This is a genomic window from Kamptonema formosum PCC 10802 (assembly GCF_000332335.1).
In the GTDB taxonomy this organism is placed as follows: domain Bacteria; phylum Cyanobacteriota; class Cyanobacteriia; order Cyanobacteriales; family Oscillatoriaceae; genus Oscillatoria.
In genome coordinates this window covers 364881-376632 of sequence record NZ_KB235949.1, presented here as the reverse complement: position 1 = coordinate 376632, position 11752 = coordinate 364881, and the positions used below count along the sequence as shown (strand labels likewise).

Annotated in this window: 10 protein-coding genes and 1 pseudogene; 6 read left to right on the top strand and 5 right to left on the bottom strand. The window is 55.6% G+C overall.

Features of this window, described 5'->3' with window-relative positions:
* The coding region (locus tag OSC10802_RS0132140; protein WP_198525335.1) for a HEAT repeat domain-containing protein at positions 1-220 on the top strand (220 nt) is incomplete at its 5' end.
* 415 nt (positions 221-635) lie between these two features.
* Here OSC10802_RS0132140 and OSC10802_RS0132135 read toward each other — a convergent pair.
* A complete protein-coding gene (locus tag OSC10802_RS0132135) occupies positions 636-1109 on the bottom strand; it encodes a pentapeptide repeat-containing protein (protein ID WP_369797138.1) in 474 nt (157 codons plus the stop codon).
* A gap of 103 nt (positions 1110-1212) precedes the next feature.
* Here OSC10802_RS0132135 and OSC10802_RS51775 point away from each other — a divergent pair, with 103 nt between their 5' ends.
* Complete coding sequence (locus tag OSC10802_RS51775) at positions 1213-1383, top strand: hypothetical protein (RefSeq protein ID WP_155968981.1); 171 nt, start codon at positions 1213-1215, stop codon at positions 1381-1383.
* Here the strand turns inward: OSC10802_RS51775 and OSC10802_RS0132130 are convergent.
* Positions 1380-1964, bottom strand: a complete 585-nt coding sequence (locus OSC10802_RS0132130; protein WP_017720874.1) for an endonuclease dU — start codon at positions 1962-1964, stop codon at positions 1380-1382. The two genes, OSC10802_RS51775 and OSC10802_RS0132130, sit on opposite strands and share 4 nt — an antisense overlap.
* A gap of 232 nt (positions 1965-2196) precedes the next feature.
* A complete protein-coding gene (locus OSC10802_RS42825) occupies positions 2197-2427 on the bottom strand; it encodes a hypothetical protein (protein WP_155968979.1) in 231 nt (76 codons plus the stop codon).
* A gap of 383 nt (positions 2428-2810) precedes the next feature.
* On the opposite strand from OSC10802_RS42825, the gene OSC10802_RS0132120 reads away from it, so the two are divergent.
* Positions 2811-3554 carry an SAM-dependent methyltransferase gene (locus OSC10802_RS0132120; RefSeq protein WP_026099001.1) on the top strand — a complete coding sequence of 248 codons (744 nt, stop codon included), beginning with the start codon at positions 2811-2813 and terminating at the stop codon, positions 3552-3554.
* A 282-nt stretch (positions 3555-3836) separates the two neighbouring features.
* Here OSC10802_RS0132120 and OSC10802_RS0132115 read toward each other — a convergent pair whose 3' ends face one another.
* Positions 3837-4157, bottom strand: a complete 321-nt coding sequence (locus OSC10802_RS0132115) for a hypothetical protein (protein ID WP_017720871.1) — start codon at positions 4155-4157, stop codon at positions 3837-3839.
* A 123-nt stretch (positions 4158-4280) separates the two neighbouring features.
* Between OSC10802_RS0132115 and rbp the strand changes: the two genes are divergently transcribed.
* Together rbp and OSC10802_RS0132105 are read left to right on the top strand one after the other, a co-directional pair.
* Positions 4281-4589, top strand: a complete 309-nt coding sequence (gene rbp / locus OSC10802_RS0132110; RefSeq protein WP_017720870.1) for an RNA-binding regulator — start codon at positions 4281-4283, stop codon at positions 4587-4589.
* Between the two features lie 725 nt (positions 4590-5314).
* Entirely contained in the window at positions 5315-6664 is a 1350-nt protein-coding gene (locus tag OSC10802_RS0132105; protein WP_017720869.1) for a DUF3370 domain-containing protein, read from the top strand.
* A 52-nt stretch (positions 6665-6716) separates the two neighbouring features.
* Here the strand turns inward: OSC10802_RS0132105 and OSC10802_RS55100 are convergent.
* Positions 6717-6862, bottom strand: a pseudogene (locus tag OSC10802_RS55100) (RNA-guided endonuclease TnpB family protein); the annotation flags it as partial.
* A gap of 1135 nt (positions 6863-7997) precedes the next feature.
* Between OSC10802_RS55100 and OSC10802_RS45055 the strand changes: the two are divergent.
* On the top strand, positions 7998-10739 hold the full coding sequence (locus tag OSC10802_RS45055) for a sensor histidine kinase (protein ID WP_017720867.1): 2742 nt from the start codon (positions 7998-8000) through the stop codon (positions 10737-10739).
* Positions 10740-11752: the final 1013 nt, after the last annotated feature.

The following is an 11752-nucleotide window of genomic DNA, read 5'->3' as shown; positions in this document are numbered from 1 at the left end:
CAGCGCCACTGAGCCGGTGGTGCTTGGGCTGCAGAAGCTGCTGGCGGATAGCAATTCAGGAGTGCGTTTGAATGCTGCCGAGGCGCTAGTCAAGTTGGGTCAGGCTACAGAGCCGGTGCGGCAAGGGCTGCAGAAGCTGCTGGCGGATGAGGATTTTTCTGTGCGCCGCCGCGCCGAAGAAGCGCTCGCAAAATTGAGTCATTCTCGTGAGCCGGTTTAGCTATCGGCTCTAGAATCGGGTGAGCCGGCGGCACTTCGCTCCCTTTATCCCTCGTTCCCAGGCGGAGCCTGGGAACGCGCCTCAGGAGGCTCTGACTTGAAAATGTTTGTAGGGGCGGGTTCACCCACATCTGAACTTCGTAGAGACATTTTGGGTAAACCCGCCCCTACAGCCAAGGGAGGCGGGAATGTAGGTTTCCTAAATGCTTACTGCTATATAGACGTAGGGCAGGCGGGACGCCCCCCCTGAAGGTCTAATGTTCTAAGCTAAGTGCATACTGCTATACCAGATGTTAGTAAACCCGCCCCTACCAGGAATGCCCAATGCCCAATGCGATGATGCCCATGTACTAACCTAAGTGCATACTGCTATAATTTGTGCCTTTTAAATTCTATCTACACGACTGGGCAGATATTCACCGGCACCCCAGACTCTCTCGCGTTGAAACTCCCGTGACTGGATTCACCCCATCAGCACGTTTGCACAGCTGGGCGATTTCGTACCGGTCGAGAATTGCATCCGTAAAGTCAGCTCCCGTAATATCTACCCCTTGAAAGCTCGTGCGAGTTACAGTCGCTCCCGTTAAAATCGCATTCTTCAAGTTCCCATCCACCCAAAACACCCGATCTGCCAACGCCTCTGTGAGGTTTGCCCCTTCCAGATTGGCGTGAAGCAGCACCCCTTTGGTCAAAATTGCCTGCGTCAGGTTGGCACCGGTAAAGTTCGCCCCCCGCATCTCGGCTTCCACAAACACCCCACCTGTCAAGTCCTGGTTAGAAAAGTCATGATTGTTCAGATTGGCGTGGCTGTAATTCACCGTTAGTCCTATCGCCAGTGCCGGTGCGCCACTCAGCAGCCCCAACAGCCATAGCCAACCCAACCCTAACACTATTCTCCGGCAGCGCGCCCGAATTTTTCTCCAGCTGTTCTCCATACTCCCTCGATGATTTCTTTTTTACCTATAGTTATTATATAATAATTGGCGGCGAAAAATGAATTGTAACTTTTGGGGACAGGCGAGACGCCTGTCCTACGTCTTTTGGGGACAGGGGAGATGCCGGTCCTACGTCTTTTTGGGACATTTTTGGGGACAGGCGGGACGCCTGTCCTACGTCTTTTTGGGAACAGTTGGCAGCACCGGCTTTCCTGCCGGTCCGGACTAGGCGGAGGAGCCGCTCTCTCCCTTCATCACCGCCGCACCAATCAAATGTGCGAGGCGCAAAGCCTCTGGAACATTCCCGCAATCCGTCAGCCGGCGCAGCGCTGCGGCTGTCACCTCGGGAGACTCACCGCATACCTGGAAAAAATACGGCGGGTCGGCGTGAATCGTGCCGGCACGCTGCAAGAAAAGCAGGCGCTCCTCCGCTCGCGGCAGCCGGCGGATGACCTGTTCTATCGCCGCCAAATCGGGCTGACGCCGCATGACAGCCACACAGGGAATTTCCAGCCGCGATGCCAGTTCCGGCAGGTCAATCAAGTTTAGCCCGCCGAACCCAATCCCGTCAAGCAGTAAAATATGTAATTGCGGCAGGAATTTTCCGCCAATCAATAACTTGCAGATGGTTTCCGTTGCATCCAAACCGTCTGGTTCCATTTCTCCCCAGACCATGCCCTCAAAGCGAGTTCCGCCACAAACCACACCGGCTACTGACACGCTCTTGCCGGCGCGGCGAGAGAAGGGTGCGTCGTCAAAACCTATGACGCGAATCACGCGCCCGAGTCGCAGGAGAGATTCAAGCTGCATGTCTGGGAAACCACCTCACAAATAGGGAGAAGCCTCACACTTCTGTCAATATACCAAAGGCTAGCGCCCAAAGGTGAGCCAAAAGGTCGGCGGTTGCGCCGGTGCACCCTGGCGCAACCCCTCACCGATTTTATTGCAAAAATGGGACTGCTCCCCGCACGCAACCGCAGCCTCCCACTTGCTAGTAAAACTGCTGGATCACTTTCTGCCGGTGCCGGTGTGTGGCCACCCTTCAGTGCGCCGGCGCGTGTTGGGAGATGTGTTGAGATGATGCCTGCGATCGCACAAAGGAATCGATGGCTCCCTGTTCGATTATTGCCCGCGCCGGCTTCTCTAGATGGCGGGCTGGCGATGGCTCGCCGCCTGAGTTCCCCATCGGCACAACCAGCCACTTGCCGGTGACAGGATCGCGATAGGTTGTAAAAGGGTTCATTCGCAACACCTTGCTGGAACTGTTAGCCATATTGATGCACTCCTTTGCTAGTTGCAAAGTATTATACACCACTGAATAACTTTGTGCGCTGACGGATCGCTTTCTGGGGGTGTGATACATTCAGGCTGGGTCAGCGATCTCCCTCACTTTCCCCCCACTAGGATTCACCCCCCAATCCCCACACCCCCCACCCCCCAACCTCCCTCTCACAACACCGCAACACCACACTTTTATAAATCTCCCCCCAGACGGGTGGCAATAGTGCGGCGCTCTCTCTGCACAGTTCCGCTCTGGGACGAACCCAACTTCTTATCGTCCGGCTGCAACCGGCATTCGCCCCACCGGCTACAATCTCAACAAGCTTTTTGCTGCTGATTCAAATTGATGAACCCCCTCAAAAGGAGAAACACGCCATGCAGTTCCGACGGACAATCCTGTGGCTGGTTGCTAGTGCCGGTGTTGCCCTATACCAATTGTGGATTTGGGATTTTGGATTTGGGATTGAAAAAGGCGGCAGTCAAGCCGTTTCAGCCGCAGGGGAAAATACTGTCTATCCAAACTTGGCATTAGCGGCTGGATCGCCCCGCCAGTTCGCGGCGGGGGCGACTGAACGCCAACCCCGGGCTCAAATTCAAACACCCGCGCCGGATCTGCGACCTCAAGAAGGGTTCTCTGACGTGCCCTATGTGCCAACACCCGATGCAGTGGTAGAGGAAATGCTGAAACTGGCGGAGGTGACAGGTGATGATGTCCTCTACGACTTAGGCAGTGGCGATGGGCGGATTGTCATTACCGCCGCACAAAAATTCGGCACCCGAGGCGTTGGCATCGAGATTAATCCGCGACTTGTTCAGCAAAGTCGAGAAAATGCGCAAACAGCCGGTGTGGCTGACCGCGTGAAGTTCTCGCAGCAAAACCTGTTCGAGGCTGACCTGAGCGAAGCTACAGTTGTGACGCTTTACTTGCTTCCTGAAGTGAACTTGAAACTCCGCCCCAAGCTCCTCAAACAGCTCAAACCCGGCACTCGCATTGTCTCCCACAACTACGGCATGGGGGACTGGAAGCCTGAACGTGCGGTAATGCTGCGAGAGCCGGCTAAGCAGCACTACCTTTTTTACTGGGTTGTGCCCGAAACTGTTCCAGAACATTTGCGGTGATGCTGCCCTATCTCTAGGTGGGTTAATAGCTCACCCACTAAAATTCCCCTCGTTCCCAGCCTCAGGCTGGGAACGCCGTTTTGGAGGCAGAACCTCCTACAGTAGCAACTTGGGTTAAATAATTGAAACCCTCTCTCTTTTCTTTTCTTGGCACTCCTTCACGGCGGCGGTTTATTAAACAACTTTATTCTTACAGATAAAGGAGAACTGCTATAACACTCTCTTCTCCTGCCGGCAGCGCTGCTGCAGGGCGATCGCACCGCACAGCTGGCCCCACCGGCCTCACCGGCACCCAGAGCCTGAGTATTTATCGCCAGTGCCGGTAGCTCCCACAAATAGATGCGGGCCCACCTGACCTCTGTGCCGGCGGTTAAGGATATCTCCAACCGCGCCCCTGCCGCCGGCCAGCATCTCGATTTTCGGACAGCAGTCCCAGTGCAGCATGCCAGCGCCGGTTCGCCAGTTGCTGTCCACCCGCTCCGCAACTCGTGGCGGATTCCAGCTTTCCTCCAACCTCTGCCAGCGCTTTCTCCCCAGCCTAATGTTAAGTTTTGTTAAAATTTGGGAAAACATCCCCCGAGAGCGACCGCAGTGTGCTATCATGTATGATGAGAAATGATTCGGTTGTGAGCGTTTGTTTTTTTGACTGGCTTTGTGCTTTTGGTCTCAACATGCTTCTCTCCGAAATCTGAATCTCTACAATCCTATTGATTTTGGAGACAGTTTATGTCCATTTATGTAGGTAATCTTTCCTACAAAGTCACACTAGAGGACCTCAGCGCTGTCTTTACAGAATACGGTGAGGTGAAGCGGGTTCAGTTACCAACTGACCGTGAAACAGGTCGCCCTCGCGGCTTTGGCTTTGTGGAAATGGCGACAGAAGAGCAAGAAACGGCAGCCATTGAAGCGCTTGACGGTGCTGAGTGGATGGGGCGGGATATGAGAGTTAACAAGGCGAAGCCTCGCGAAGAGCAAAAAGGCGGTGGTGGCGGAGATCGCCGGAAGGGAAATAACAGCTTCTCTCGCCGTTACTAAGCTTTCAGGCTAAATCCGGGAAGCCGGTGTGTCTTAGCTCACCGGAGATGGGTGGCACACTCGGCGAGCTTCTATCTGGTTTACTTACTCTATTTTAACCTCAGAAGGCTCGGGCAGCAATGTCGAGCCTTTTCTGTTGGGACAGTTGCCCGTTCCGCCGGCAGCGGAAGGGTTGGTTTGCAGGACTGTCATTAATCATTCAAGTTATGGTAAACTCCAGCAAAGAAAAGCGCGCAGTTCAAGAGCCGGCGATCCTGTAAGCGAGCTGTCACTCCTGTGGGAGCTTCTCAGCGTTGGACGCAAGCGAACCCCAGATTTTGTAGGCCAGCAAATCTTATAATATCATCTCCGGCGGTTTACAGATATAGCAGTAGCCATTTAGGGCGCGGACGTTGGACAGGCGTCTCGCCTGTCCCCGTCCTTACTAGCAAGTGAGATGCCTTGTGCATTACTGAGCTGTCTATTACTATATCTAATGCTCGTGCGGGAACGATCTGGAAAAGAGCCGCCCGTGCAGAGATTGGGGTTAATTGTAAAAAACATCGTGCCCTGTAGAAGCAAGGGCATCTCCTTGTATCTAAAGCTGGCGCGGGTTCTCGCAAAGAGGACAAAACAGAAAAACACAGCCGCCCCCGGCAACCGGCTCTCCCTTGCTCTACCCAAAAATGCCCCCTCCGCCCCACACTGAATTGCGCCTTTCGCAGAAATATTCCGCCCAGAAATACATGCTGCCTTTTTTGTCAAGTCTCTTCCTCGCCCAAGCGGCACCGGCACCGCAGCCCCAAGAAATCCTCCAGCCCCAGGAAGTGCGCCCCCTGCCGGGGAAACTGGACAGCGTGCCGGTGTTTAACAGCAACAGCCCGGAACTGGTACTCAAAGAAGGGATTTTGCTCTCCACCTTTCCCCCGACCGGCAAACAAGTGCCGGCAGCTCACCTCAACTTCCCCTTCCGGGGGCGCTTTGACCTGTTCGCCCACCACGTGGCCAGAGCGGAACCGCCTGACAGCTTGCGCACCCTGTACCTGGGCGTCATCGCCCACAATCCAGGCCCAGTGCCGGTAACAGTAGACATCTTGCAGGCGGCGAGCTATCTGTCGCAACCAGACGCCCCATTTATCCAATTGCCCGATGTGGCAGAAAATCCAGACGGCAGCGTTTATGCCGGCCCGGGAAGCCGCGTGATGAGCGACATCCTGCGCGGGCAGCGACAAGCCGAGTGGCCCCCGCAATTGGTGATTCCGCCCGGTGGGAGCCAGATGCTAATCAATCACCCCATCCCCGTGCGGGGCCTCACCCCCCCGCTGAATGGCCGGTCAACCTTAATGCGGCTGCGCAGTGACGGCACCGTCTACATGGCCAGTTTAGCCCTGTTTGCCAAGGAAAACCCCGACGGCAGCGAGCGGGCACCGGCACTCGAAGAATGGCAAACCCTTCTGGTTTCCGGAGATTTAGCGGCACCCCGCGACCGGCCCCCCACTCCCCCAGACGCTCCCGGCAATATTATCTACGGTCGCGCTGCCGGTGTCGCCTCTGGCTCCCAGTGGCAGGCGCAGATTGTGGACAGTGCCGGTGCCCCCGATCTCACCATCCCGCAACCGGGCCAAGCCTTTTCCTACGCCATCGCCACCCTGCGGGGCGGGCAGCTGGGCGCAGGCCAAGTGCAAAGCGCCCCCATGCTGGTGCGCTACCCGGACACCGCCTATCAAGCTCACGGCAACTACGGCATTCACTACGCCCTCACCCTGCCCCTGCACAACCCCACCGGCAGGCAAGCCGCCGTCACCCTGGCCATTCAGACGCCGGTGAAAGAAGACCGGCTTTCCACCCCGGGACTGCGCTTCCTGGAACCGCCGCCCCCCCAAGTCTTTTTCCGGGGCACCGTGCGAGTCCGCTACAGCGACGACCTAGGGCGTCCCCAGACTCGCTACGCCCATCTCGTGCAGCGCCGGGGGCAGCAAGGCCGCGCCCTGGTGCGGCTGGCCATGCCTCCGGGCAGTCGCCGGCTGGTGCAAGTAGACTTCCTCTATCCCCCAGATGCCACCCCGCCGCAGGTACTCACCATTCAAACTGAATGATCGCCGATCTCACAAGCTGGAAAACGTCTCCTGATACATTTTCCGACTTATTCCGGATATTACTGGACAGTGCAACGATAGCACTATCCCCGTCAAAGATGATAGAGGCAGTATCCCGCAAAGCTTTTAGGAAAATCCCATGCGCTCGCCATTCCAGTCTGGCGATAGCATAAACCCGCTATTGGGACAGTGGAAAATTCAAAGAGCCACTATCTGGCCAATCGAGCTGTCCTCAAATCTCTGTGTGTGTTCTATAGCAGTAGTCATATTGGTTAAGACATCAATGGCGTAGGGATAAAAGGTTTAGGAAAGGCGTCTCGCCTGTCCTACTGTCCTAACCTAAGTGCATACTTCTAGAACGCGCTCTCCGGCTGGGCCTGCGAAAATCGGTGATTAAATTTTCTCTCCTTTTCCCGGTCCAAAGCCAGCGTGCGGGCGCAAGGCACCCCCCACCCCCTATATCTAAAAGTGGCAAACAGCGTGTCCGTATTTTTACGGAGGTGCCACTTCGTAGGCGGAGGGCGATCTGTCAAGAATCACGGATGTTTTCAGGGGGAGCTAATCGCTAATATTTAGTATGCTTCAGAGAGAAGGCGAACCCCTGCAATCCTTGCCGCCCATAAGACGTGGGGTTTTGGGTGACGCACTGCTGAATCTCCAGGATAGAGAGTTAACCGGGCCTCCCTTCTCTTTCACCCCACAAACACTGCCGCGCAGCCCTTAGGCTGCCCACTTAAAGCGGGACACTTGAAACAGGGAGGAGGGGAATAGGGGGATAGGGACATAGGGGGGGAAAGTCCCTTGATTTTATACCCTGTTCCGGCTTAACTAAGTAGTTAGTGGAAAACGCTGCTTTTAACGCAGTCATGCCTTTTGGCCCCGACCGCACTCTCGCAACTTGACCGCCGGCACCTGTTGGGGGACATTCAGGCCCCAGCTCGCTTTCTGTCAGGGCTTTCAGTTGGAAATGCCAGCGCCACCAGCCAGCCTGACTGTCTGACAGCTTTTTTCCCCTACTCCCTTGACAAAAAAAAAGATAGCTGATATAAAAAAGCTAAACTTTCACGAGCGTCTGCATTTAATTTTTCTCACAGCCGAAACTCTGCAACTTTCTAGCGGGGACTGTTAAGAACGAAAGGGAAAGTTATGGCAATTGCCAGCAGCTGATTCGCTGTTCAGCCCAGACCCTAGCGCATCTGGGCGAGAGAATCTAGAACAGCCCGAGTCAAGTTCCCAGTTAGAGTTGGAAAGGTTAGCAATACGGCGGGAAGATACTTGATAGGATACACTTGTGCGCCCGCTCCCTCACAAGCCCGAAGCATACAATTTAACCATGCAATATAACAAAACAGCTTTTTATTCAGCATCTTTAGAGCCAGGGACGGACCGGCACGCCCATTCCGTCGCCCCCGCCATACTGGTGAAAGACGATCTCGCCCCGCTTGGCGAGAAAAAGAAAATCTGCGTTTTGGTTGTGGGGGAGAAAGGGAAAGTGCTAGGTATGTTTACCGAGAGAAAAGCAGGGGAACTCGCCACCAGCGCCCTGTGGGATAGCCACCAGAGCGAAATCCCACCGGAGATGGCGCAGCCGGTGACGCAAGAAGCGGCGGTAGGGACAGAGGCGATTAACGCCTTGCGCTTGCTGTGCTGCGACCGACGCCTGGGGGCAGTCAGGGGGGCAGGTAAATTAGTAGAAAAATATTATAGCGGGGAGTGTTTTTCTCTCTCAAGAGAGATGGCGGCATTGCCTCCTGCGCCAGTCGCTCGCCGGGAATTCCTAAAAGCCCCGGAGGAGGGCGGTTGGGAGTTGGCGCTGGCAATGCCTAGCTCGATAGGTTCTGGCTGCCTGATAAAAGGGATGTCCGCCGAATCGGGGGACGGTTTGGAGAATCCCAAATGCGCTTTGAATAATTGTGCCGGAATGGTTGAAAACGGTGCCCCGGTGCGCGTATGGGAAACGCAACATCACACCGCAGGCGCAATGGCAACCGGCACAGGAGAGCCGGTGCAGCCATTGGAGCGGACGCGGCAAAATCCAGAAGCGGTGTGCCAGCTGCTGGCAGAGAACGCCACGGATATGATTTCCACAAGCACGGCGGCGGGAATTTTGCTGTACGTCTCACCGGCATGCCGGTCGCTGTTGGGGTACGAATCGGAAGAACTGGCAGGCCATTCTGTATGTGAGTTTGTCCACGCGGACGATTTGCGGGCGATTAAAGCCGCTCACACCGCCTTGCTGCGCTCTGGGGAACCTCAAACAGTCAGCTACCGCATCACCCGCAAGGATGGGGAGTGTGTTTGGCTGGAAACCACCAGCCGCACTCTACAAGCGGCCCAAACCGGCGAGCCGGTGGAAATCATTGGCGTGTCGCGGGACATCACTCGCCGCAAGCGGGCAGAAGAAGCGCTGCGACAGTCGGAAGCAAGACTGGAGAGCATTCTCAACTCGCTGCAAGATGTGGTGTGGTCGGTTGCGGTCCATACCGGCGAACTGGTTTACCTCAACCCGATGGCTCAGACAGTTTACGGACGCCCGACAGAGGAATTTTTTGCCAATCCAGCCCTCTGGCTGGATATTATTCACCCGGATGACCGGCATCTGGCTGTTAGCAGCTGGCAGCAGTTGCTGGCAACCGGCTCGAAAGACATAGAGTGCCGCATTTTCTGGCCTTCTGGCGAGGTGCGCTGGCTGCGCGATCGCGCTTGGGTGGTTCGCGACAGCAGCGGCGAGCCGGTGCGCATCGATGGCTTAACCACCGACATCACGCAGCGCGTGCGCATGGAGGAGGCGCTGCGGGTGCAGACGGCGCACGCCACTTGTTTGCAGGCGCGACTCCAGCACTTGCTCTCTTCGAGCCCAGTTGCGATCTACAGCGCAAGCGCTTCAGGGGATTTCGCCACGAACTTCATCAGCGCCAGCGTCACGGCAATGCTGGGCTACCAGCCCCGGCAATTCACAGAGGACGCCAGTTTCTGGGCCCGCCACATCCACCCGGAAGACGCTCCCGGCGTTTTGGCCGCCGTGTCGGAGATCGTTGAGCGAGAGTGTCACACCTTCGACTACCGGTTTCTCCACGCAAATGGCACTTACCGCTGGGTGCGCGACTCAGTGAGGCTGATCCGCGACGGCAATGGCAACCCGCTGGAGTTCGTCGGTTCCCGGGCGGATATTACCGCGCAAAAGCAGGCGGAGGAAGAAATTTGCAAAGCCCTGACTCGAGAAAAGGAACTCTCGCAGCTGAGAGCCCGCTTTATCACTCTCACCTCTCACGAGTTCCGGACGCCCCTGTCGGCTATCCTCTCCTCGGCTGACTTGCTGGAATTTTACCTGGAAAAGGGGGCCGCCCACAAACATCTCAAACATGTTGAGCGGATTCAAACCGCTGCTTTGCACATGACCGAGATGTTAAATGATATTCTGGTCATGGGCAGGGCTGAATCCGGCAAGCTGGAGTGCCATCCGGTGCCGGTGGATCTGGAAAATATCTGCCAGGAGTTGGTTGAAGCGGCGGCTGTCCGGAATGGCAGCCAGCACCCGATCAGTTTTGTCAGTCGCGGCGACTTTACCGGTGCTTGTATGGACGCGCAGCTGTTGCGATATATTTTTAGCAACTTGCTGTGCAATGCCATCGACTATTCCCCGGAGGGCAGCCCGATTCACTTTCAACTGATCGCTCAGGAGCGAGCACTCCGCTGCCGGCAGTCTGCACGGCGAGATTCCGCGCCGGGTGGGGGCGGGTTTGGAAATCTCAAACCCGGCGCGGAGATAGGGGCGAACCCGCCGGTACAGGCGTTTCCAGACACTTGCCACCAGGAAGGGGAGAAAGTCGCTATTTTCCGCATCTGTGACTCCGGCACCGGCATTCCCCCTGAAGATTTGCCGCGCGTGTTTGAGTGTTTCTATCGCGGCAGCAATGTAGGCAACAAGCCGGGTGCCGGTTTGGGCTTGGCGATTGTCAAGAAGTCGGTGGAGGCGCACGGTGGTTCTATTACCCTGAAAAGTCACGCCGGTGAGGGGGGTTTGCCTCGGGGCACTACTGTTACCGTTACGCTGCCGCTCAATTTTAACTGCTGACAGTGGCGTTCGCCACACTTCAATCACAGGTAAGATGCCTGTCGTGCAGGCGAAGCACCGCCGCCATGTTTCGCGCTGCGCGATGCCGGCACGGGCATTCCTGCTGCCAGCCCGATTCTCCTGAAAAGATTGCCGTTCAATTGCTTTTTATAGCAGTATGCACTTAGGTTAGGACATTAGATCGAGAGGGCAGGCGAGACGCCTGCCCTACGCCTTTTTCTCTAGGTCACTGATGTCCTAACCAATATGACTGCTGCTATAGCAGTATTCACTTAGGTTAGGACGGTAGGAAGGACGCTGTCCCGTCCCGCTTCGCTATCGGAGGGACCGCCTGTCCTGCGCCTTTTCTTAGGACAGTAAGCTGTTCTGCTTTTAATCTGCTTGTCTGTGCAGAAGGGCCTATCCTCATGGACGGCCTTAACAGGCAGATATAGCAGTATGCACTTAGGTTAGAACATTAGACCTTCAGGGGGGGCGGGACGCCTGCCCTACGTCTATATAGCAGTAAGCATTTAGGAAACCTACATTCCGGCCTCCCTTGCTCCAGAGCTCCCGAAGCTTCTATTGCTCTAACCAATATGACTGCTGCTATAATCTTCCTATCTGCCCAAAGGAGACAGAGCCGACCGGATGGCGTTCCCAGGCTCCGCCTGGGAACGAGGGAAGCCTTTTCAGTTACAGGAAAAAATACTATCTACCTCAACTTGACGCCCTGTTGCAATACATTTAATTATCCTCTTCAAGGAGATGTTTGTGTAATTTATAGCAGTAGTCACTTAGATTAGGACATTAGACCTTCAGGGGGGGCGGGACGCCTGCCCTACGTCTATATAGCAGTAAGCATTTAGGAAAGCTACATTCCTGCCTCCCTTGCTCCAGAGCTCCCGAAGCTCCTATTGTCCTAACCAATATGACTGCTGCTAGAATGCTTATAATTTATAGTTTAAAGGCTGCGCTAGCTTTGTTAGACAAGCAGATTAAAAGTCTGGCAGCTGATTGTGGACCGGCGCTGC

Coding starts and splice junctions, on each gene's coding strand:
- OSC10802_RS0132105 (WP_017720869.1), top strand. CDS start 5,315: ATGCTGCCTTTTTTGTCAAGTCTCTTCCTCGCCCAAGCGGCACCGGCA.
- OSC10802_RS45055 (WP_017720867.1), top strand. CDS start 7,998: ATGCAATATAACAAAACAGCTTTTTATTCAGCATCTTTAGAGCCAGGG.
- OSC10802_RS0132120 (WP_026099001.1), top strand. CDS start 2,811: ATGCAGTTCCGACGGACAATCCTGTGGCTGGTTGCTAGTGCCGGTGTT.
- rbp (WP_017720870.1), top strand. CDS start 4,281: ATGTCCATTTATGTAGGTAATCTTTCCTACAAAGTCACACTAGAGGAC.
- OSC10802_RS0132130 (WP_017720874.1), bottom strand. CDS start 1,964: ATGCAGCTTGAATCTCTCCTGCGACTCGGGCGCGTGATTCGCGTCATA.
- OSC10802_RS42825 (WP_155968979.1), bottom strand. CDS start 2,427: ATGGCTAACAGTTCCAGCAAGGTGTTGCGAATGAACCCTTTTACAACC.
- OSC10802_RS51775 (WP_155968981.1), top strand. CDS start 1,213: ATGAATTGTAACTTTTGGGGACAGGCGAGACGCCTGTCCTACGTCTTT.
- OSC10802_RS0132115 (WP_017720871.1), bottom strand. CDS start 4,157: ATGATAGCACACTGCGGTCGCTCTCGGGGGATGTTTTCCCAAATTTTA.